This is a genomic window from Kitasatospora sp. NBC_01266 (genome assembly GCF_036242395.1).
In the GTDB taxonomy this organism is placed as follows: Bacteria; Actinomycetota; Actinomycetes; order Streptomycetales; family Streptomycetaceae; genus Kitasatospora.
This window is the reverse complement of sequence record NZ_CP108458.1, coordinates 5,659,265-5,680,979: the sequence shown is the minus strand read 5'-3', so window position 1 is coordinate 5,680,979 and position 21,715 is coordinate 5,659,265. Positions and strand designations below refer to the sequence as shown.

The following is a 21,715-nucleotide window of genomic DNA, read 5'->3' as shown; positions in this document are numbered from 1 at the left end:
GCGGGGGCAACAGGTCGTCATGGGGTTGCATGATTCAGCTGACACCTTGTTCCCCTACTCCTGATGTTCCGGAGGCCGCCGTGCTGCCCACCGTCGCCCGTGTACTCGATCTGGACGTGATGCGCCGTGGCCTGCCGCAGGTGGTGGCCGGGGCCGACCGGCTGGAACGCCCGGTGCGCTGGGTGCACGTGAGCGAGCTGCCGGACGTGGCCGGCATGCTGCAGGGCGGCGAGCTGGTGCTGACCACCGGGATCGCGCTGCCCGAGGACCGCGAGGGGCTGGCCCGCTACGTTCGGGAGCTGGTCGGGATCGGCGTGGCCGGCCTGGTGGTGGAGTTCGGCCGCCGCTACTTCGACGCCCTGCCGAAGGCCCTGGTGCACGCGGCCGAGCAGCGTGGCCTGCCGCTGATCGTGCTGCGCCGGGAGCTGCGCTTCGTGGCGGTCACCGAGGCGGTGCACGCGCTGGTGGTCAACGCCCAGTTGGAGCAGTTGCGGGCCTCGGAGGCCGTGCACCAGGTCTTCAACGAGCTGGCGGTCGAGGGCGCCGAGCCCGCCGAGGTGCTGCGGCAGATCGCCCGGATGGCGGGCCTGCCGGTGGTGCTGGAGAACCTGAGCCACCAGGTGCTGGCGCACGACCCGGCCGGACGCACCGAGGACGAGCTGCTGGACCAGTGGGAGCGCCGCTCCCGCGCGGTGCGGCCGACCGGGCGGACCGGCCACGACCCGCGCAGCGGCTGGCTGGTGACGGCGGTCGGCGCCCGGGGCGAGGACTGGGGGCGGCTGGTGCTGGTCGACGAGCCGGGGCCGCTGCCCGACCAGGAGTCGCATCCCTGCACGATGCTGCTGGAGCGCGGGGCCGCGACCCTCGCGCTCAACCGGCTGCTGGTGCGCGACCGGGAGAGCCTGGAGCGGCAGACCCATCGCACGCTGCTCGCCGGGATCATGACGCACGCGCTGACGGTCAGTGAGGTCGCCCTGCGGGCACAGGCGTTGGGCGTGCCGCTGGACGGGCGGCGGCTGGTCGGCGTGGTCCTGCGCCGTCGGGGCGCGCTGCTGCCGGCCGCCCTGGAGGCGCAGGCGCGACTGCGCGACTTCACCGAGCTGGCGGCCACCGCGGCCCGCGGCAGCCGGCTCTCGGCGCTGGTCGGGGCGCTGGACGACGAGGGCGTGGGCCTGCTGATCGCGCTCGGCTCGCAGCAGGACGAGCACAGCGCACTGGAGGCGTTCGCGGCGGCGCTGCGCCGGCTGGTGGCGGACAGCGGCAAGGAGGCGGCGGCACCGGTGATAGCGGTGGGCTCCTCGGTCGGGTCGGTGCGCGATGCCCGGCGCACCCTGATGGAGGCCACCCAGGTGGCGGATGCCGCGCTGCACGACGCGCCGGGCGCCCGAACCGCCTCGTACTACCGGCTGCCGGACGTGCGACTGCGCGGTCTGCTCCACCTGCTGCGCGACGACGCGCGGCTGCAGACCTACGTGGAGCGGGAGCTGGGACCGCTGCTGGCGCACGACGCGGAGCACGGCTCGCAGCTGGTGCAGTTGCTGCGGGTCTATCTCGAGCAGGGCCGGAACAAGTCGGCCGCGGCAGACGCTGCGCATCTGTCGCGGCCGAGCTTCTACGACCGGCTGCACAAGGTGGAACGGATCCTGGCGGTGGATCTGGACCAGGTGGAGTCCTGTCTGTCGCTGCACGTGGCCCTGCTCGCGCTGGACGCCGTGCGGCGCTGACCGGCCGTCAGTTCAGCTGCGCGTCGACCACGCTGAGCGCCTCGTCCAGCACGGCGAGGCCGGCCCTGGCCTCCTCGGCGGTGACGGTGCACGGGGGCACCACGTGGAAGCGGTTCATGTTGGTGAACGGCCACAGGCCGCGCTTCTTGCAGGCCGCGGCCAGCTCGGCCATCGGGGCACCCGCCGCACCGCTCGCGTTGTAGGGGACCAGCGGCTCGCGGGTGTCGCGGTCGCGGACCAGGTCGAGCGCCCAGAAGACGCCCAGGCCGCGCACCTCGCCGACCGACGGGTGGCGCTCGGCCAGCTCGCGCAGACCGGGGCCGAGCACGGTCTCGCCGATCAGCTTGGCGTTCTCGACGATGCCTTCCTCGGCCATCGCGTTGATGGTGGCCACCGCGGAGGCGCAGGCCAGCGGGTGCCCCGAGTAGGTGAGGCCGCCGGGGAAGGGGCGCTCCGCGAAGGTGGCGGCGATCTCCGCGCTGATCGCCACGCCGCCCAGCGGGACGTAGCCGGAGTTGACGCCCTTGGCGAAGGTCAGCAGGTCGGGGACGACGCCCCAGTGGTCGGCGGCGAACCACTCGCCGGTGCGGCCGAAGCCGGCCATCACCTCGTCCAGGATGAAGACGATCCCGTGGCGGTCGCAGATCTCCCGGACGCCGGCCAGGTAGCCGGGCGGCGGGATGAGGATGCCGGCGGTGCCGACCACGGTCTCCAGGATGATCGCGGCCACCATGCCCGGGCCCTCGAAGGCGATCGTCTGCTCCAGGTGGGCGAGCGCGCGCTCGCACTCCTGCGCCTGGTTCTCGGCGTGGAACGCCGAGCGGTACAGGTGCGGGCCCCAGAAGTGCACGACCCCGGTGCTGCCGGTGTCGCTGGGCCAGCGCCGGGGGTCGCCGGTCAGGGCGATCGCGCCCGCGGTGGCGCCGTGGTATGAGCGGTAGGTGGCCAGGACCTTCTGCCGGCCGGTGTGCAGCCGGGCCATCCGCACGGCGTTCTCCACCGCCTCGGCGCCGCCGTTGGTGAAGAAGATCTTGTCGAGGTCGCCGGGGGTGCGCTCGGCGATCAGTCGGGCCGCCTCGCTGCGCGCCTCGACGGCGAAGCCCGGGGCCAGCGTGCAGAGCTTGGCGGCCTGCTGCTGGATCGCGGCGACCACCTTGGGGTGCTGGTGGCCGATGTTGGTGTTCACCAGCTGGGAGGAGAAGTCGAGGTAGCGGTTGCCCTCGTAGTCCCAGAAGTACGAGCCTTCGGCGCCGGCCACCGCGAGGGGGTCGATCAGGGCCTGGGCGGACCACGAGTGGAAGACGTGCGCGCGGTCGGCGGCCTTGACGGCCTGCCCGGCGGCGGGATCGGCGGTGGGGATGCTCATGTCCGCCAGCGTAGGGATCCGGCCCGCCCAGGTGGAGCGGCATCTTGTCAGATGGTCACCGGGAAGGGCGACAGCATGCAAAGCGGCCCCGGGAAGCTCGCTGTACTCGAGCTCCCCGGGGCCGCCGCCGGCTGATGATCAGATCGCGGTCATCACGTGCTTGATCCGGGTGTAGTCCTCGAAACCGTACGAGGACAGGTCCTTGCCGTAGCCGGACTTCTTGAATCCGCCGTGCGGCATCTCCGCCACCAGCGGGATGTGGGTGTTGATCCAGACGCAGCCGAAGTCCAGCCGGCGCGACATCCGCATCGCGCGCGCGTGGTCCTTGGTCCAGACCGAGGAGGCGAGGGCGAACTCGACACCGTTGGCGTAGCTGACGGCCTGGTCCTCGTCGGTGAACTTCTGCACGGTGATGACCGGGCCGAAGACCTCGTTCTGGATGATCTCGTCGTCCTGCAGCAGGCCGGAGACCACGGTCGGGGCGTAGAAGTAGCCGGCCTCGCCGACCTGGTGGCCACCGGTCTCGACCTTGGCGTGCGCGGGCAGCCGCTCGATGAAGCCGGCCACCTGCTTGAGCTGGTTGGCGTTGTTCAGCGGCCCGTAGAGCACGTCCTCGTCGTCCACGCCGCCGGTCCTGGTCTCCGCGGCGGCCTTGGCCAGCGCGGTCACGAAGGCGTCGTGGATGGACTCGTGCACCAGGACCCGGGTGGCGGCGGTGCAGTCCTGGCCGGCGTTGAAGAAACCGGCCACCGAGATGCCCTCGACCGCCTCGGCGATGTCGGCGTCCTCGAAGACCACCACCGGGGCCTTGCCGCCGAGCTCCAGGTGCACCCGCTTGACGTCCTTGGCGGCCGACTCGGCGACCTGGATGCCGGCCCGCACCGAGCCGGTGATCGAGGCCATCGCGGGGGTGGCGTGCTCGACCATCAGCTTGCCGGTCTCGCGATCGCCGCAGAGCACGTTGAAGACGCCGGCCGGCAGCTCCAGCTCGGCCAGCACGCCGCCGACGATCTCGGCGAGCAGCACCGTGGAGGCCGGGGTGGTGTCGGAGGGCTTGAGCACCACGGCGTTGCCGGCCGCGATGGCCGGCGCGAACTTCCAGACCGCCATCATCATCGGGTAGTTCCACGGCGCGACCTGGGCGCAGACGCCGACCGGCTCGCGGCGGATGATCGAGGTCATCCCGTCCATGTACTCACCGGCAGCCTTGCCCTCGAGCAGGCGGGCGGCACCGGCGAAGAAGCGGATCTGGTCGACCATCGGGCCGATCTCCTCGGACTTGGTCAGTCCGCGCGGCTTCCCGGTGTTGCGACACTCGGCGTCCACCAGCTCGTCGGCGCGCGCCTCGACCGCGTCGGCGATCTTCAGCAGCAGCTTCTGCCGGGTCGACGGCGTGGCGTCGCGCCAGGTCTCGAAGGCCGCGGCGGCGGCGGCCATCGCGGCGTCGACGTCGGCCGCGCCCGACAGCGGGGAGGTCGCGTACGCCTGGCCGGTGGTGGGGTCGACGATCTGCAGGGTGCGGCCGTCGGCCGCATCGACGAACTGGCCGTTGATGTAGTTGCGCAGCGTACGAAGGTCGCTCACGACTCTCTCCTCGGGTTGCGGTCGGCGCGGGGGCGGCCGATCCGTCGGGGGCGGTGCCAGTGGACCGGTGGCACGGCCCGGTCCGGCCACCCCACGCGGGGACGCCGGGTGACCGCGGTCCGATGGGCCACCGGCCCGGTTGGGTGGTCCACTGGTGGGGAGCGTACGCCCCGGAGGGACGCGCGCGCGTGACCTCGTCAGAGTAGCCGCTGCCATGACGTTATCGACAGAGTCGCGTGGTCATTGCGATGAAATCCGTTCCTCTTTCTGATCTCTGCAACGAAATCAGCAACGCAATCACTTGCGAACATCCGGTCGATCGGGCACAGTGGCCGCGTGGCCAACCGCGACCGGAACAGCAGCGTTCCCCTCGACTCCGTCTCCAAGGCGATCATCGAGCAGCTGCAGGAGGACGGCCGCCGGGCGTACGCGACCATCGGCAAGGCCGTCGGCCTCTCCGAGGCCGCGGTCCGGCAGCGGGTCCAGAAGCTGCTCGACCAAGGCGTGATGCAGATCGTCGCCGTCACCGACCCGCTGACCGTCGGATTCACCCGGCAGGCGATGGTCGGGATCACCATCGAAGGTGACATCGAGCCGATCGCCGACGCGCTGGCCGCCATGGACGAGGTCGACTACGTGGTCTGCACCGCGGGCTCGTTCGACCTGCTGGCCGAGCTGGTGTGCGAGGACGACGAGCACCTGCTCGAAATGATCAACAAGCGAATCCGTGCGCTTCCCGGCGTGCGGAGGACCGAGAGCTTCGTTTACCTGAAGCTCCGGAAACAGACCTACACCTGGGGCACCCGATGAGCGCCGACCCGGCACCGAAGGACCTTTCGAAGACCGCCTACGACCACCTGTGGATGCACTTCACCCGTATGTCGTCGTACGAGAAGTCCCCCGTACCCACCATCGTCAAGGGCGAGGGCACCTACATCTGGGACTCCAACGGCAAGAAGTACCTGGACGGCCTGGCCGGCCTGTTCGTGGTGCAGGCCGGCCACGGCCGCGAGGAGCTGGCCGAGGCCGCTGCCAAGCAGGCCAAGGAGCTCGCCTTCTTCCCCGTCTGGAGCTACGCCCACCCGAAGGCCGTGGAGCTGGCCGAGCGCCTGGCCAACTACGCCCCGGGCGACCTGAACAAGGTCTTCTTCTCCACCGGTGGCGGCGAGGCCGTCGAGACCGCCTGGAAGCTCGCCAAGCAGTACTTCAAGCTGACCGGCAAGCCGACCAAGTACAAGGTCATCTCGCGTGCGGTCGCCTACCACGGCACCCCGCAGGGCGCCCTGTCGATCACCGGCCTGCCGGGCCTCAAGGCCCCGTTCGAGCCGCTGGTGCCGGGTACCCACAAGGCCCCGAACACCAACATCTACCGCGCCCCGGCCTTCCTCGCCGGCCCCGACGGCACGGTGGACCCGGAGGCCTACGGCCGCTGGTGCGCCGACGAGATCGAGGTCGCGATCCTCAACGAGGGCGCCGACACCGTCGCCGCCGTCTTCGTCGAGCCGGTGCAGAACGCCGGTGGCTGCTTCCCGCCGCCGCCCGGGTACTTCCAGCGGCTGCGCGAGATCTGCGACCGGCACGACGTGCTGCTCGTCTCGGACGAGGTCATCTGCGCCTTCGGCCGCCTGGGCACCATGTTCGGCGCCGACAAGTTCGGCTACCAGCCCGACATGATCACCTGCGCCAAGGGCATGACCTCGGGCTACTCCCCGATCGGCGCCACGATCATCTCGGACCGCCTGGCCGAGCCGTTCTACAAGGGCGACAACACCTTCCTGCACGGCTACACCTTCGGCGGCCACCCGGTCTCCTCCGCGGTCGCGCTGGCCAACCTCGACATCTTCGAGCGCGAGGGCCTCAACCAGCACGTCCTCGACAACGAGTCGAAGTTCCTGGCCACCCTGAACAAGCTGCGCGACCTGCCGATCGTCGGCGACGTGCGCGGCAACGGGTACTTCTACGGCATCGAGCTGGTCAAGGACAAGGTCACCAAGGAGTCGTTCAACGACGACGAGGTGGAGCGCGTGCTCTACGGCTTCCTGTCCAAGGCGCTCTTCGACAACGGCCTGTACTGCCGCGCCGACGACCGTGGCGACCCGGTCGTGCAGCTGGCCCCGCCGCTGATCTCCGACCAGTCGACCTTCGACGAGATCGAGCAGATCCTGCGGGTCAGCCTCACCGACGCGTGGGCGAAGATCTGATCACCAAGGCGTTCTGACCCACCCTCGCACTGCGGGGCGGTCCCGCGCAGCCTCCTCCTCAGGGCTGCCGGGACCGCCCCGCAGTGTTTTTCCCACTGATCCGCTGATAGTTCGTCCGGGTTTACCCCAGCTGGACCCCGTGTGCCGCAACCGCAACGCGACCTCGTCGTTCTAATCTGACGACTGTCATTCCCCTGCTCCCGTGCAGCACCCGCGGTGCGGCACCCGGGCAGAGCCCTCTCGGACCGGCGGAGGAATTCCATGTCAGCGGCCCCGCCCGACAACGACGTGCTGTGGGCCCGGGGGATCGTCAAGTCCCACCACGGGACCCCGGCGCTGCGGGACGTCTCGATCGCGGTCCGGGAGGGCGAGGTGCTCGCCATCACCGGGGCCCGCGGCTGCGGCAAGTCGACCCTGCTCGGCTGCCTCTCGGCGCTGCTGCCGGTGGACGCGGGGGAGGTCTGGTTCAACAGCTCCCCGGTGCACACGCTCAACCGGGCCGGGCGGGAGAAGCTGCGCCGCGACCGGTTCGGCTTCGTCGGCTCGCAACCCCACCTGGTCCCCGAGCTGACGGCCCGGGAGAACGTCGCGCTGCCGCTGCTGCTCGCCGGGAGCGGTCACAAGGCCGCCTACGGCGCGGCCGACGACTGGCTGGAGCGGCTCGACGTGACCGACTGCGCCAAGCGCCGCCCGGCCGAGCTGATCCAGAGCCAGCGCCAGCGGATCGCGGTGGCCCGCGCGCTGGCACCACTCCCCCGGGTGGTCTTCGCCGACGACCCGACCGCACCGCTGCACCGCGAGGCCCAGGACCAGGTGCTGCGGATACTGACCAGCGCGGCCCGCTCCCACCAGCTCACCCTGGTGCTGGCCACCCACGACCCGGAACTCGCCAAGTACGCGGACCGGACGGTGGCCCTGGTCGACGGTCGCACTCCCGCTCCGGCCACCCCGGTTCGACGTGCGGCGGCAGCGGTGGCCGGGCGCTGATCAGCCCCGTGCCCGGCAGCCGCCGAGCCCTCGCGCTCCGAAGGACTGAAGGACTATCAGGTGTTCTATCTCCGCCTGGTCAGGGGGTACCGGGTCCTGGACCTGGGCCGCTGGCTGCTCACCGCCATGACGGCCGCCGTGGTGGCCGTCTTCCTGCTGCGGGCGCTCGGCCGCGCGCTGAGCGACCCGCCGGGCGCGCCCGCCACGCTGGAACGGCTGCTCTGGTGCCTGCCGCCGCTGCTGGCGATCGCCTGGTTCTCGGCGATCGCGGCCCGCGCGCTGCCCGCCCAGCGGCCCGAGCGGATGGCCGGACTGACCGCCGCCGGCGCCGGACCGCGGTGGATCCGGCTGCTGATCGCCGGTGAGCTCGCGCTCGCCTGCGCCCTGGGGGCGGTGGCGACCCTGCTGCTCTTCCTGGTGCTGCGCAACGACATCGCCGGCCCCACGCTGGCCCCCGAACTGGGCATGGGCGTGCCGCTGCCGCCCGCCGCGCCGGTGGCGCTGCTCGCGCTGCTGCCGCTGGCCGGCGGCCTGGCCGCGGCCCTGGCGGTGCGGCCCGGCGAGCGGCTGCCCGGCAGCGAGGAGCCGGACCGGGCCCAGCGGTTCGGGCCGCTGCACACCACGGTGGCCGTCCTGCTGACCCTCGGCGGCGTGTTCACCGAGCTCTACGCACTGCGTCCGGCGGCGGCCTACGACCCGCGCACCCTGGGGCTGCCCGCCGACCTCGGCCGCACCAACGCGGCACTACTGGGCGGCTGGGCGGTGGCCGCCCTGGGCCTGGCGCTGCTGACCGGACCGCTGCTGGCCGGCCTCGGCCGGCTGCTGGCGCTCGGTCGTCCCAGCCCCCGGCGACTGCTGGCCGGGCGCGGGCTGACCAGCGCGGCGCGCCCGCTCAGCGCCCCGCTGGCGGTGCTCGGCTTCACCGTGGCGGTGGTGCTGACCTCGATCCGGCACTGGGTGGCCCCCGGGGCCTCGGGCACCGGGTGGCTGCCGGCCGCCGAGGCGCTGCTGGTCACCGGCTGCGTGGTGGCGGCGGTGCTGGCCCGGCTGGCCGAGCTGCGGACGCTGCGCCGCCCCGGCAACGCCGCGCTGCTGCGGCTCGGTGCCTCGCCCCGGCTGCTCTTCGGCGCCGCCCTGCTGCGCTGGGCGGCGGCCGGCGGCGTGGTGCTGGCCACCGGCGCGCTCACCTCGGTGCTGGGTGCCGGGCTGCTGACCTGAGGGCTGCCGTCAGCCGGCCGCGGCGAGCTGACCGCAGGCGCCGTCGATCTCCTGGCCGCGGGTGTCCCGCACGGTGGTGGGCACGCCGTGCGACTCCAGGCGGCGGACGAACTCGCGCTCGTCCTCGGGCCGGGAGGCCGTCCACTTGGAGCCCGGCGTCGGGTTCAGCGGGATCAGGTTGACGTGCACCCGGTGGTGCTTGATCAGCCGGCCGAGCAGGTCGGCCCGCCAGGCCTGGTCGTTGATGTCCTTGATCAGCGCGTACTCGATGGAGATCCGCCGGCCGGACTTCTCCGCGTAGTTCCACGCGGCGTCCAGCACCTCGGCGACCTTCCAGCGGGTGTTGACCGGCACCAGCTCGTCGCGCAGCTCGTCGTCCGGGGCGTGCAGCGAGAGCGCCAGGCGGCAGCTCAGGCCCTCGTCGGCCAGCCGGTTCATGGCCGGGACCAGGCCGACGGTGGAGACCGTGATGCCGCGCTGGGAGAGGCCGAAGCCGTCGGGCGCCGGGTCGGTCAGCCGGCGGATCGCGGCCAGTACCCGGTTGTAGTTGGCCAGCGGCTCGCCCATGCCCATGAAGACCACGTTGCTCAGGCGCGCCTCGCCGCCCGGGATCTCGCCGGCCTTCAGCGCCCGCATCCCGGCCGCGATCTGCTCGACGATCTCGGCGGTGGACAGGTTGCGGGTCAGCCCGGCCTGGCCGGTGGCGCAGAACGGGCAGTTCATGCCGCAGCCGGCCTGCGAGCTGATGCACATGGTCACCCGGTCCGGGTAGCGCATCAGCACCGACTCGACCAGGGTGCCGTCGAAGAGCTTCCAGAGCGTCTTGCGGGTGGTGTCGTCGTCGCAGGAGACGTGGCGGACCACCGACATCAGCTCGGGCAGCAGGGCGTCGACCAGCTTCTCGCGACCGGCCGCCGGGATGTCCGTCCAGGAACCAGGATCGGCGCAGACCCGGCCGAAGTAGTGGTTGGACAGCTGCTTGGCGCGGAACGGCTGCTCGCCCAGCTCGGCGACGGCCTCCTTGCGCTCGGCGGGGCTGAGGTCGGCAAGGTGTCGCGGGGGCTTGGCGCCGCGCGGCGCGACAAACGTGAGTTCTCCGGGTGCAGGCATGGTTCAACCAGTGTCGCAGATACGCGAGGGCCCCGGACGGCCGTACCGTCCGGGGCCCTGCCTGTCGCGGCTCAGCTGCCGACGAAGGCCGCCAGCAGCAGCCAGACCACCGGAGCGGTCGGCAGCAGCGAGTCCAGCCGGTCCATGATCCCGCCGTGCCCCGGCAGCAGCGTGCCCATGTCCTTGATGCCCAGGTCGCGCTTGATCATCGACTCGACCAGGTCGCCGAGGGTGGCGATCAGCGCCGCGCAGCCGCCCAGGATCAGGCCCTGCCACCAGTGGCCGCCGTCGATCATCCACTGCATCAGCAGCGCGCCGGCCAGCATCGACAGGCCGATCCCGCCGGCCAGGCCCTCGCGGGTCTTGCCGGGGCTGATCGTCGGCGCCAGCTTGTTGCGGCCGAACTTGTAGCCGACCGCGTAGGCCCCGGTGTCACTGCAGATGGTGACCACCAGGAAGAGCACAATCCGCTGCGGGCCGTCGTGGGCGGAGAGCATCAGCGCCACGAAGGTCGCCAGGAACGGCACGTAGAAGGCGGTGAAGACACCCGCCGTTATGTCCCGCAGGTAGTTCTCCGGCGGCTGGCTCATCCGCCAGATCATCAGCGCCAGCGCGGTGAGCGCCAGCGCGGCCGCCGCACCCTGCAGGCCGATCCAGTAACCGGCCGTCAGCATCGCCACGCCGCCCAGCAGCAGCGGGAGCTGCGCGACCTTGATCTCCTTGCGCTCGGCCAGCCGACTGGTCAGCTCCCAGCTGCCGACCGAGGCGGCGGCGACCACCACCGCCAGGAAGAGCACCTTGACCACGAAGAGCGAAGCGATGATCACCGCCCCCAGGCCCAGCCCCACCCCTATCGCGGCGGGCAGGTTGCGGCCACCGCGCTGCTTGCTGGGCTGCTGCGGCTCGGGCTGGGCCACCGGACTCTCCTGCACTGGGGGGCGGGGCCCCCGGTCCACCAGTGGCGAGCTCGGTGTCACGGGGGTCTGCGGGGTAACGCCCCTCTCGCCAGGGGCCATGGGGGCGTCGTTCATCAGACTTCGAGCAGCTCGGCTTCCTTGTGCTTCAGCAGCTCGTCCACCTGCGCGACGTACTTCGCGGTGGTGTCGTCGAGCTCCTTCTCGGCGCGGCGGCCCTCGTCCTCGCCGATCTCGCCGTCCTTGACCAGCTTGTCGAAGGCGTCCTTGGCCTTGCGACGGATGGTCCGGATGGAGATCTTGGCGTCCTCACCCTTGCCGCGGGCGACCTTGATGTACTCCTTGCGGCGCTCCTCGGTCAGCTGCGGGAACGTCACCCGGATCATGTTGCCGTCGTTGGACGGGTTGACACCCAGGTCGGAGTCCCGGATCGCCTGCTCGATGTTGCGCAGCGCGCTCTTGTCGAACGGGGTGATGACCGCCATCCGCGGCTCCGGCACCGAGAACGAGGCGAGCTGGTTGATCGGGGTCGGCGCGTCGTAGTACATCGCGACGATCTTGTTGAACATCGCCGGGTGGGCCCGGCCGGTGCGGATGGCCGCGAAGTCGTCCTTGGCGACCGAGACGGCCTTCTCCATCTTCTCCTCGGCCTCGAGGAGGGTCTCTTCGATCACAGTCTGCTCCCTGTCCGGTTGCCTCGTGGCGTACTGAAATGCCCCGCCGTCCTGCGGGGCGCGGCGCTGCTGCTTGCTCAGGCCCGGACGGAATCCTGGCTGATGAGTGTGCCGATCTTCTCACTCTTCACCGCGCGGGCGATATTGCCCTCCGCGAGCAGCTCGAAGACCAGGATCGGCAGGCCGTTGTCCTTGCACAGGGTGATCGCGGTCAGGTCGGCGACCTTGAGATCACGCGAGATCACCTCGGAGTACTCGAGCGCGTCGAACCGCACCGCGTCCGGGTTGGTCTTCGGGTCCGAGTCGTACACGCCGTCGACGCCGTTCTTGCCCATCAGCAGCACCTCGGCGTGGATCTCCAGGGCGCGCTGCACGGCGGTGGTGTCGGTGGAGAAGTACGGCATGCCCATACCCGCCCCGAAGATCACCACGCGGCCCTTCTCCAGGTGCCGGACGGCCCGCAGCGGCAGGTACGGCTCGGCGACCTGGCCCATGGTGATGGCGGTCTGGACCCGGGTCTCGATGCCTTCCTTCATCAGGAAGTCCTGCAGCGCCAGGCAGTTCATCACGGTGCCGAGCATGCCCATGTAGTCCGAGCGGGCCCGGTCCATGCCGCGGACCTGCAGTTCGGCGCCGCGGAAGAAGTTGCCGCCGCCGATGACCACCGCGACCTCGGTGCCCTGCCGAACCACCGTGGCGATCTCGCGAGCGATCTTGTGGACGACATCGGGGTCGACGCCGAGGCCGCCTCCGCCGGCGAACGCCTCACCGGACAGCTTGAGCAGAACGCGACGGCTGGTGCCGTCCTGCGCGGACTCCTGCGTCTTCTCCATCGACTTCTCCTTCTACACCTGCTGGTTCACAGGCTATTCACCTGCTGACTCGCGGGCCGGGGTGTACCGCCCCCGGACCCGGCTGCGCGGGCTGCCGACCTGGCTGTGGGACCAGGCCACCCGCGGATACGCGCGAGGAGGCCACTGCCGCGGGAACCGGTACGGTCTCCTGCACGGCAATGGCCTCCTCGTCGTTCTGGTGCCGACTCACTGGTGTCCAGCTGCGGCGGCGATTCCTACCTTAGGCGGGAACCTGGTGAACGTGGCTCAGGCGCCGACGCGGAAGCGGGCGAAGCGCTTGAGGGCGACGCCGTTCTCCTCGAGGACCTTGGCGACGGACTTCTTGTTGTCCTTCGCGAAGGCCTGCTCCAGAACGGAGTTCTCCTTGACGAAGCCGGTGACGCGACCCTCGACGATCTTCGGCAGGGCAGCCTCGGGCTTGCCCTCCTCGCGAGCGGTGGCCTCGGCGACGCGGCGCTCGTTCTCCAGGTCCGCGGCCGGGATGTCCTCGCGGGAGAGGTACTTCGGCGCGAAGGCGGCGATGTGCTGCGCGACGTCCTTGGCGACCTCGGCGTTCTCCTTGTCGAGCTCGACCAGGACGCCGACCTGCGGCGGCAGGTCGGGAGAGGTGCGGTGCAGGTAGACCGCGACGTAGCCACCGGTGAACTGGGCGAAGCGGTCCAGGACGATCTTCTCGCCCAGGTTCGCGTTGGCCTCGTCCACGAACTGCTGGACGGTCTTGCCGGCCTCGATCTCGGAAGCCAGCGCGGCCTCCAGGTCGGCCGGGGCGGACGTGGCGATGTGCGCGGCGATCGCGTCGGCGACCGCGACGAACTTCTCGCCCTTGGCGACGAAGTCGGTCTCGCACTTCAGCTCGACCAGCACACCCGAGGTCGCGTCGGCAGCGATCTTGGCAACGACAGCGCCGTTCTCGGCGGTGCGGCCCTCGCGCTTCGCAACACCCTTCTGGCCCTTGATGCGGATGATCTCAAGGGCCTTCTGGACGTCGCCCTCGGCCTCGTCGAGCGCCTTCTTGCAGTCCATCATGCCGGCGCCGGTGAGCTCACGGAGCTTCTTGACGTCCGCGGCGGTGAAGTTCGCCATGGTGTGAATCTCTTCTCACGTCTCGCGTGTCTGCGGGGTGGGTGTGCCCGGGCTCATGGTTCAGCCCCGGCACGTGGAGAGAGGGGCACTCGCCGGTGTGTACCGACGAGTACCCCTCACCCTTCGGTGCGTCAGGCCTGCTCGGCCTCGGCGGCCGGCGCCTCGGCCGCGGGGGCCTCGTCGGCGGCGGGAGCCTCGGCAGCGGGGGCCTCGGCAGCGGGGGCCTCAACAGCGGCCTCGGCCTCGGCGGCGGCCGGGGCCTCCTCGGCCTTCTTGTCACCGGTCGCCAGCAGGTCCTGCTCCCAGTCGGCGAGCGGCTGGTCGGCGCCCGGCTCGGCCTTGACATCGCCCTTGGCGACACCGGCGCGGGCCTTGAGGCCCTCGGCGACGGCGTCGGCGATCACGCGGGTCAGCAGGGTGACGGAGCGGATCGCGTCGTCGTTGCCCGGGATCTTGTAGTCGACCTCGTCGGGGTCACAGTTGGTGTCGAGGATGGCGACGACCGGGATGTTGAGCTTCCGGGCCTCGCCGACCGCGATGTGCTCCTTCTTGGTGTCCACGATCCAGACAGCGCTGGGGACGCGCTGCATGTCGCGGATACCACCGAGGGTCTTCTCCAGCTTGTCGTGCTCGCGCTGGAGGACCAGGAGCTCCTTCTTGGTCAGGCCGGAACCGGCCACGTCCGAGAAGTCCAGCTCGCCGAGCTCCTTGAGGCGCTGCAGCCGCTTGTAGACGGTGGAGAAGTTGGTCAGCATGCCGCCGAGCCAGCGCTGGTTCACGTAGGGCATGCCCACGCGGGTGGCCTGCTCGGCGATGGCCTCCTGGGCCTGCTTCTTGGTGCCGACGAAGAGGACGCTGCCGCCGTGGGCAACGGTCTCCTTGACGAACTCGAAGGCGCGGTCGATGTAGTTCAGCGACTGCAGGAGGTCGATGATGTAGATGCCGTTGCGCTCCGTGAAGATGAAGCGCTTCATCTTCGGGTTCCAACGACGGGTCTGGTGACCGAAGTGGACGCCGCTCTCCAGCAGCTCCCGCATCGTGACGACGGCCATGGCCGTGCTCCTCAGGTGTTGCGCCCGGCGCTCGTTGCTGCCTCACGGCACTCGGCGGCGACCGGGTCTGCTCGGTTGTCCGTGCCGGTCGGGTGACCGCCACGCCTGACGCCCCGACGTGCCGAGCCGCCGGGCCTGGGCGGCGGAGCCGCGACAGGCTCGGAAGGACCGAGCGGCACTCGCACCGGAGGAGGACGGCGGACCGGGCCTGAGGCGGTGGTCCGCGCGCGTAATCGCCGGTGGCGGGGCGTGCGAAGTCGACCCGGTGGACCGGGTCGCGTGTGAAGTGTACGGGAAGCGCCGAGTGACCGGCGACTCTGCGCGCGTGAGCAGGGCGGAACGCCGGGCGGGGCCGGGGTCGTCGTTCGCCCGATGATCACACGGTTGAGGCGGCGATGCGGGGGCTGATACGGCGATGTGGGTGAAGGGCGTTGTCCACCGGAGCGAGGTTGTCCACAGGTTCCGGGACCGAGCCCGCACGGGGCGGCGAACAGGTGGAGCCTCGCGGGCATGAGAGCTTCGCTACGGACCCGGTCCGGCCAGGTCACCGTCTTCGCCGACGCGTTCATCGCCGTGTTCGCCGGCGTCTTCGTCCTCGTCTTCCTTCTGGCCGTGCCCGGTGTCCTTGGTCTGCGCGGCGTGCCGACCGAGCCGTTGGCGGAGCCGCCGGGCGCGCCGTCGGCCGCACAGAGCACGCGGCTCGCGCACAGCGCGCGGGCCGCCGCGCGGGCCGGCGGGGCACCGACCGCGGTCGGCCTCGGCCCCAGGCGGGCCTGGCCGGTCGGCGGGCCGAGCGGGCTGCTGCGGCGGTTCGCGGCACCACCCGCGCCTTGGGCCGCCGGTCACCGCGGGGTCGATCTGGCCGCCGTCGAGGGTGCGCCCGTGCGGGCGGCCGCGCCGGGGGTCGTCGCCTTCGTCGGTGAGGTCGCCGGGCGTCCGGTGGTCACGGTGCTTCATCCCGGCACCGGCACCCCGCCCTTGCGCACCACCTACCTGCCGGTGATCGGAGGTGCGCCGGTCGGCAGTCCGGTGGCGGCCGGCGCGGTCATCGGGCAGCTCGCTCCGACTCGCGGGCACTGCGCGGGCCACTGCCTGCACTGGGGCCTGCTGCGCGGCGATCGCTACCTCGACCCGCTCGCGCTCCTCGGCGCCGGGCAGGCCCGGCTGCTGCCGTCGCACTCACCGGCGGCAGCGCTGGGGTCTCAGCCGCAATCCTGGTCGCGGTCTCGACGCGGGCCCGCGGTCGCCAGCCCGCCCAGCGCGAGCGCGACGGCCGTGTCGGCGATCAGGTCCCGGTCGGCGGCGGCCCGGCCCTCCGAGCATCTGACCGCCGACTCCACCACGCCCTGCAGCAGCGTCGCCACCAGTCGCGGCTCCGGGTGGCCGAGTTCGTCGATCGCGTCCACCACCAGCCCCACCAGCTCGGCGTGGGCGGAGCGGATCCGGCGCCGTGCGGCCTCGTCCAGCTCCACCGAGGAGAGCGCGACGATGGCCCGGTGCCGCGGGTCCCCCGCCAGCGCGAGCTGGCCGCGGACGTACGCCTCCAGCTTGCCGACCGCACTGTCGCAGGCGGCCATCCCGGCCTCGATCTCAGCTGCCCAGAGCGGGAAGTCGAGTTCGCAGAGCTGCTCGACCACGGCGGCCCGGGACTTGAAGTACTCATAGACCGACGAACGGGCCAGTCCGGTGCGGGTGGCCAGCGCGGGGAACGTGAGAGCCTCCACGCCACCCTCCGCCAGCAGCACGCGGGCCGCGTCCAGGAGGGCAGCGCGCTGCAGCTGACGGTGCTCGGCCAGGGTGGCGGCGCGGATCTTCGGCACCGTCCCACTGTACGGAGCCCGTCTGAGAGCCGGGACAGCGGCGCACCCCCGGATCCACGCGTGCCGACCGGTGACGGCAGCGGAAGTCGGTCAACGCAGATCGGTCAGCGTGGGTCGACCACGGCTGGTCGGTCAGCGTGGGTCGACCGACGCGGGGCGGGCAACGCAGATCGGTCAACGCAGATCGGTCAGCTTCGCCCGCAGTTGCAGCACGGACTTGGTGTGGATCTGGCTGACCCGACTCTCCGTCACGCCGAGGACCTGGCCGATCTCCGCCAGCGTCAGGCCCTCGTAGTAGTAGAGCGTCACCACGGTCTTCTCCCGTTCGGGAAGGGTGTTGATGGCGCCCGCCAGCAACTTGCGCAGTTCGCGGTCCTCGGCGATCTCGACCGGGTCGTCGGCTCCGGTGTCCACCAGGGTGTCCATCAGGCTCAGCCGCTCGCCGCCCTCACCGGCCGGGTGGAGCAGCTCGTCCAGCGCCACCACGTTGGCGAGCGAGAGCTGGCTGAAGATGGCGTGGAGGTCCTCGATGGCGATCCCCATCTCGGCGGCCACCTCGGGCTCGTGCGGGGTCCGCCGCAGCCGGGCCTCCAGGGTGGCGTACGTCCGCTCCACTGCCTTGGCCTTCTGCCGGACCGAGCGGGGAATCCAGTCCAGCGCGCGAAGTTCGTCGATGATCGCGCCACGGATCCGGCTGATCGCATAGGTCTCGAACTTGATCGCCCGGTCAAGGTCGAACTTCTCGATCGCGTCGATCAGGCCGAAGATCCCGGACGAGACGAAGTCCGCCTGCTCGACATTGGCCGGCAGACCGACTCCGACCCGGCCGGCCACGTATTTGACCAGTGGGGAGTAGTGAAGGATCAGCTGCTCGCGCAGCTTGGGGTCACCGGTGGTCTTGTAGGAGCGCCAGAGCGCCTCGAGCGCGCTGCGCTGCGGTGCGGCGGCACCGCGCGCTGCGGCGGGGATGCCGGGGGCGGTTGGCGCGGGGGGTGCTGAGGTGGCGGCCGTGGGGCCCGTGGGCGTGGCGGGATCAGCAGTCGGCGCGGACTCGGTCGGCCGATCGGACCGACTGCGCGGGCCGGGCGGTACGGGTGACGGCGACGAGGGCGGCGGCGAGCTGAGAGGCGTTCGCGGGGTGGGCGCAGCCGCCGGGCCCGGACCGGGCGGAGCGGTGACCACGGGACCGGCTTGCCGCCCGAGCCGAGCCGGCGACGCGGCGCCGGCCGCGGACGGCCCTGGCTGGCGTCCGGGACCGGGCGGCGGACCGACCACCTCAAGGGCAGGTGCGCTGCCGGTCTGGGCAGCATCGAGCAGGCCCGCACCGTCGGAACGGCGCTCGCCGACGCGCGCGGGCGCGGGCACCGAGACCAGCGCGGTCGGTGCCAACGCGACGGCCTGCGCCCGCCCGGCCCCGCTGCTCTGCCCACGCGCGTACCCGCGCCTGCGGGCGCGCGGCCAACCCTCGGCGGGCGACGCCGATGGCAGGCGGACAGCCTGGGACGCTCCGTCCGAAGGCACCGGGCCAGCGGAGGTGGTCGCCCTGGCGGCAACCTCGGCGTTCGACTCGGCGCCTCTGACCGCCTGCCCGGCGACAGCATCGGCTGCTCCCGCGATGGCAGGACTGACGCCGACCGGGGAGGCCGACTGGCCGATCGTCCGGTTACCGCCGCTCCCCCGAGCCAGGCCGACCGGGCCGACCGATGAGACGGCCGGCGGGGCGGCCGGCGGGGCGGCCGGTCGCGGCCTGCCTGGCGGACCGTCAGCCCCGCTCGGGGGAGGAGCCGCGTTCGGCGGTGGCGCAAGGCTCGGCGACGCGACCCCGCCCGACGGTTCCGGCGCCTCCTGGGGACTGGTCGCCACGCTCGGTGTCGGCAGGACGGGCTTCGCGGGCTGGGCACCGGAGGCGGTACGCGAGTCGGTGCCGGGGCCCCCCGAGGGCAGGCCGACACTGGTCACCCTGTGTCCGGGAATGTGTGTGGGCATACGTGGGTCTGCGCCGTTCTGCCGAGTCATGTGCTGATAGGGAAGCCATTGGCGAGCGTAGCGTGACCGAGTCCTTGCGCTGCGCTACCACCACCTGGCCGTCGCCCGTTCCGGTGGCGTTCACTCGGTCGCGGGAACGGACTCCGGAACGGGCGCGGCACCGACGTGCGGCCCGAGTGCCCGTGACCGCACCAACGAGGAGCGGGAACCGCACGATTCGTCAGCTGTCAACGGATCACTCTCCAGTGCGATCCCGCCCGCTGGACGAACCCCAGCGAGCACAGTTCGTAGAGCTCCTTGAGCACCTGGTCCGCCGGGAGCGCGGTGCGCAGCGCGAGCTCGCCGACCGGGGCGCCGAGCGGTCCGCCGGGGATCGCCTCCAGCACCAGCGCGGCGGTGTGGTGCAGCAGGTCCCGCGGCCGGGGACGGCACCGGGCCGGCGACGGCAGGTCGGCCCCGATCGCGCCGATCTGCTCGATCACCTCGGCCGCGTCGGTGACCAGGGTGGCGCCACCACCGCGGATCAGCGCGTGCACGCCGGCCGAGAGTTCGGAGGTGACCGGTCCGCAGATGCCCATGGTGTGCCGATTGAGTTCCTGGGCCCGCCGGGCCGTACTGAGCGCTCCGCTGCGCGGTGCCGCCTCCACCACGACCGTGCCGCGGGTCAGGGCCGCGAGCACCCGGTTGCGCAGCACGAAGCGGAAGCGGCTCGGGTGCTCGCCCGGCGGCAGTTCGCTGACCAGCTGGCCCTGTTCGCTGATCCGGCGGATCAGCTCGCTGTTACCGCGCGGGTATTGCACGTCCACCCCGCAGGCGAGCACGGCCACGGTCATGCCGCCGACCGACAGCGCGCCGCGGTGGGCGGCGGCGTCGACACCGTAAGCGGCTCCCGAGCAGACCACCCAGCCACGCTCGGCGAGCGTGGCCGCCAGCTCGGTCGCGACATGCGCGCCATAGGACGTACAGGAGCGGGAGCCGACCACGGCGACCGAGCGCAGCGCGAGCAGGCGCAGCGATCCGGTGCCCAGCACCCAGAGGCCGATCGGCGCGGCGTCCGCCAGGTCGGTGAGTTGGCTGGGCCACTCGGCGTCGCCCGGCATCAGGAACCGGCCGCCGAGGGAGCGCAGGCGTTCGAGATCGGCGACCGGGTCAGCCAGGGCGAGGCGCTGTCGCAGCACGGTCAGGCGCTGCTGATCGAGTTTCAGCTCCCGATGCGTACCGCCGCCGCGCAGCAGCTCGATCAGCTCGACTGCGGGGTGGGACCGCAACCAGCGGCCCGCGACCGGACTGCCCGGCTCGAACAACCGGGTCAGCGCCACGCGGGCCAGCCGCTCCCGCACCGGCGACACCGGCGCGGCGCCGACGCCGAGCGCCAGCTCGGTCTGGACCGCGCCGGGCGGCGCGCTGTCCGCCTGCGGGGCGCGCACCTGCGGGCCGCCCGCCGACCTGTCATCCACCGGCTTGTCGTCCACTGAATCCGCTCCCTCCCGTGGGCCCCACACACTTCGTCCGCTCGGGTCATGGCCGAGCCCCTGTCTCGCCGCCGAGCGAGCGGACGCCGCCCGGGAAGCCACGCCGCAGTGCGAGCGCGGTGCGCACTTCGACGGCTCCGGGAGCGTCACAGCCCGCCAGGTCCGCCACGGTCCAGGCGACTCGCAGCACGCGGTCCAGCCCGCGCGCCGTGAGCAGCCCGCGCTCCATCTCGCGTTCGGCCTCCGCCAGCGAGCCGTCCGTCGGCCGCCAACGGGTCCGCAGCTCCCGCCCGGGCACCTGGGCGTTGGTGCGCCACGGCGTCCCGGCGAGTCGAGCTGCGGCCCGCTCCCGGGCGGCCCGCACCCGCTCGGCCACCACCTGGGTGCGCTCGGCCGACCGCTCGCGCCCCAGCAGCTCGGTCCGGGTCACCGGGTCGACCTGGACCCGCAGGTCCACCCGGTCGAGCAACGGCCCGGAGAGCCGCGCCTGATACCGGTTCACCATGGTCGGCGTGCAGTCGCACCCCTCGCCCCGGCGTGAGTGGCGCCCACATGGGCACGGATTGGCCGCGAGGCAGAGCAGGAAGTTGGCCGGCAACCGCAGCGAGCCGGCCGAGCGGGCGATCATCACCTCGCCGGACTCCAGCGGCTGGCGCAGCGCGTCGAGCACCCGGACCGGGAACTCCGGTGCCTCGTCCAGGAAGAGCACGCCTCGGTGGGAGAGGGAGACCGCTCCCGGGCGGGGCAGCCCGCTGCCGCCGCCGATGATGGCGGGCATCGTGGTCGAGTGGTGCGGGGCGCAGTAGGGCGGCAGGTCGATCAGCGGGCGACCCGGGGGCAGCAGGCCGGCCACCGAGTGCACGGCGGTGACCTCAAGCGCCTCCGTCCTGGTCAGCGGCGGAAGCAGGCCGGGCAGCCGCTCGGCGAGCATCGTCTTGCCGGCCCCGGGTGGACCCTTCAGATAGAGGTGGTGGGCCCCGGCGGCGGCGATCTCCAGCGCCCGGCGGGCCTCCTCCTGCCCGGCGACGTCGCCCAGATCGGGACCGTACTCGGAGTCGGCGGTGGTGCGGCGCACAGCGGTGCCGGGCAGCAGCAGCCCGGCCATCAGCGGGTCCGGACCGCCCGCCACGGTGTCCGGCGGTTCCTCGGGCACCGGCTCGTCGGTGAGCAGCGCGATCAGCTGGCGCAGGCTGCGCACCCCGAGCACCGAGACCCCGGGGACCAGCGCCGCCTCGGCCGCGGTCTGCTCGGCCACCACCACCTGGCGGTATCCGGCGTCGGCGGCGGCGAGCACCGAGGGCAGCACGCCGCGCACCGGTCGGACCCGGCCGTCCAGCCCCAGTTCGCCGATGATCAGCAGATCGGCGATGGCGGGCGGTGGCAGCCGCTCGGCGGCGGCCAGCACGGCACAGGCCACCGCGAGGTCGAAGCCGCTGCCGCTCTTGGGCACCGAGGCCGGGCTGAGCCCCACGGTGAGTTTGCGCTGCGGCCACCGCTCACCCGAATTGGAGACCGCCGCTCTGACCCGGTCGCGGGCCTCACTGAGGGCTTTGTCGGGTAGGCCGACCAGGGCGAAGGCGGCGACGCCCGGCTCGAGGTCGGCCTGAACCTCGACCACCACGCCGTCGACTCCGAGCAGGGCCACCGAGCAGGTACGGGCGAAAGCCATC

Annotated in this window: 18 protein-coding genes and 1 pseudogene; 6 read left to right on the top strand and 13 right to left on the bottom strand. The window is 72.1% G+C overall.

All coding sequences use genetic code 11. The features are described 5' to 3' along the window. The first annotated feature begins 80 nt into the window (after positions 1 to 80). On the top strand, positions 81 to 1,724 hold the full coding sequence (locus OG403_RS24875) for a PucR family transcriptional regulator (protein ID WP_329567990.1): 1,644 nt from the start codon (positions 81 to 83) through the stop codon (positions 1,722 to 1,724). A 7-nt stretch (positions 1,725 to 1,731) separates the two neighbouring features. On the opposite strand, the gene OG403_RS24870 is transcribed toward OG403_RS24875, so the two are convergent. Continuing rightward, a complete protein-coding gene (locus OG403_RS24870; RefSeq protein ID WP_329567988.1) occupies positions 1,732 to 3,090 on the bottom strand; it encodes an aspartate aminotransferase family protein in 1,359 nt (452 codons plus the stop codon). 138 nt (positions 3,091 to 3,228) lie between these two features. Further along, a complete protein-coding gene (locus OG403_RS24865; RefSeq protein ID WP_329567986.1) occupies positions 3,229 to 4,674 on the bottom strand; it encodes a gamma-aminobutyraldehyde dehydrogenase in 1,446 nt (481 codons plus the stop codon). A 336-nt stretch (positions 4,675 to 5,010) separates the two neighbouring features. On the opposite strand from OG403_RS24865, the gene OG403_RS24860 reads away from it, so the two are divergent. The 4 genes from OG403_RS24860 (at position 5,011) to OG403_RS24845 (ending at position 9,080) form a co-directional block, all read left to right on the top strand. Continuing rightward, positions 5,011 to 5,484 carry an Lrp/AsnC family transcriptional regulator gene (locus OG403_RS24860; RefSeq protein ID WP_329567984.1) on the top strand — a complete coding sequence of 158 codons (474 nt, stop codon included), beginning with the start codon at positions 5,011 to 5,013 and terminating at the stop codon, positions 5,482 to 5,484. Continuing rightward, a complete protein-coding gene (locus OG403_RS24855; protein ID WP_329567982.1) occupies positions 5,481 to 6,875 on the top strand; it encodes an aspartate aminotransferase family protein in 1,395 nt (464 codons plus the stop codon). The genes OG403_RS24860 and OG403_RS24855 overlap by 4 nt, the downstream gene beginning before the upstream one ends. A gap of 261 nt (positions 6,876 to 7,136) precedes the next feature. Continuing rightward, positions 7,137 to 7,862: an ABC transporter ATP-binding protein gene (locus tag OG403_RS24850; protein WP_329567980.1), complete on the top strand. Its 726-nt coding sequence runs from the start codon at positions 7,137 to 7,139 to the stop codon at positions 7,860 to 7,862. A 60-nt stretch (positions 7,863 to 7,922) separates the two neighbouring features. Beyond that, the gene (locus OG403_RS24845) at positions 7,923 to 9,080 is read left to right on the top strand and encodes a hypothetical protein (RefSeq protein ID WP_329567978.1); all 1,158 of its coding nucleotides are present in this window, start codon (positions 7,923 to 7,925) and stop codon (positions 9,078 to 9,080) included. A 9-nt stretch (positions 9,081 to 9,089) separates the two neighbouring features. On the opposite strand, the gene rlmN is transcribed toward OG403_RS24845, so the two are convergent. The 7 genes from rlmN to OG403_RS24810 all read right to left on the bottom strand — a co-directional run bounded on the left by rlmN (position 9,090) and on the right by OG403_RS24810 (position 15,724). Continuing rightward, positions 9,090 to 10,190, bottom strand: coding sequence for a 23S rRNA (adenine(2503)-C(2))-methyltransferase RlmN (gene rlmN / locus OG403_RS24840; RefSeq protein WP_329567976.1), 1,101 nt, complete (start codon positions 10,188 to 10,190; stop codon positions 9,090 to 9,092). Positions 10,191 to 10,261: 71 nt separating this feature from the next. Further along, the gene (locus OG403_RS24835; RefSeq protein ID WP_329567974.1) at positions 10,262 to 11,221 is read right to left on the bottom strand and encodes a phosphatidate cytidylyltransferase; all 960 of its coding nucleotides are present in this window, start codon (positions 11,219 to 11,221) and stop codon (positions 10,262 to 10,264) included. Beyond that, complete coding sequence (gene frr / locus OG403_RS24830) at positions 11,221 to 11,778, bottom strand: ribosome recycling factor (RefSeq protein ID WP_329567972.1); 558 nt, start codon at positions 11,776 to 11,778, stop codon at positions 11,221 to 11,223. Before frr ends, OG403_RS24835 begins: the two co-directional genes overlap by 1 nt. 77 nt (positions 11,779 to 11,855) lie before the next feature. Continuing rightward, a complete protein-coding gene (gene pyrH, locus OG403_RS24825; protein ID WP_329567971.1) occupies positions 11,856 to 12,611 on the bottom strand; it encodes a UMP kinase in 756 nt (251 codons plus the stop codon). A 267-nt stretch (positions 12,612 to 12,878) separates the two neighbouring features. Further along, the gene (gene tsf, locus OG403_RS24820) at positions 12,879 to 13,715 is read right to left on the bottom strand and encodes a translation elongation factor Ts (protein ID WP_329567969.1); all 837 of its coding nucleotides are present in this window, start codon (positions 13,713 to 13,715) and stop codon (positions 12,879 to 12,881) included. Between the two features lie 131 nt (positions 13,716 to 13,846). Beyond that, the gene (rpsB, locus tag OG403_RS24815) at positions 13,847 to 14,767 is read right to left on the bottom strand and encodes a 30S ribosomal protein S2 (RefSeq protein WP_329567967.1); all 921 of its coding nucleotides are present in this window, start codon (positions 14,765 to 14,767) and stop codon (positions 13,847 to 13,849) included. Positions 14,768 to 15,289: 522 nt separating this feature from the next. Next, positions 15,290 to 15,724 (bottom strand): hypothetical protein, encoded by a 435-nt coding sequence (locus tag OG403_RS24810; RefSeq protein ID WP_329567965.1) that lies wholly within the window; start codon positions 15,722 to 15,724, stop codon positions 15,290 to 15,292. On the opposite strand from OG403_RS24810, the pseudogene OG403_RS24805 reads away from it, so the two are divergent. After that, positions 15,650 to 15,841: pseudogene (locus tag OG403_RS24805) on the top strand (M23 family peptidase); the annotation flags it as partial. The gene OG403_RS24810 and the pseudogene OG403_RS24805 sit on opposite strands and share 75 nt — an antisense overlap. A 128-nt stretch (positions 15,842 to 15,969) precedes the next feature. On the opposite strand, the gene OG403_RS24800 reads toward OG403_RS24805, so the two are convergent. From OG403_RS24800 to OG403_RS24785, 4 genes are all read right to left on the bottom strand, one after another. After that, positions 15,970 to 16,587 (bottom strand): TetR/AcrR family transcriptional regulator, encoded by a 618-nt coding sequence (locus tag OG403_RS24800; protein ID WP_329567963.1) that lies wholly within the window; start codon positions 16,585 to 16,587, stop codon positions 15,970 to 15,972. A gap of 174 nt (positions 16,588 to 16,761) precedes the next feature. Beyond that, the gene (gene whiG / locus OG403_RS24795; RefSeq protein ID WP_329572526.1) at positions 16,762 to 17,556 is read right to left on the bottom strand and encodes an RNA polymerase sigma factor WhiG; all 795 of its coding nucleotides are present in this window, start codon (positions 17,554 to 17,556) and stop codon (positions 16,762 to 16,764) included. A 1,244-nt stretch (positions 17,557 to 18,800) separates the two neighbouring features. Continuing rightward, entirely contained in the window at positions 18,801 to 20,045 is a 1,245-nt protein-coding gene (dprA, locus tag OG403_RS24790) for a DNA-processing protein DprA (protein WP_442910973.1), read from the bottom strand. A 46-nt stretch (positions 20,046 to 20,091) separates the two neighbouring features. Further along, the gene (locus tag OG403_RS24785; protein WP_329567961.1) at positions 20,092 to 21,714 is read right to left on the bottom strand and encodes a YifB family Mg chelatase-like AAA ATPase; all 1,623 of its coding nucleotides are present in this window, start codon (positions 21,712 to 21,714) and stop codon (positions 20,092 to 20,094) included. Position 21,715: the final 1 nt, after the last annotated feature.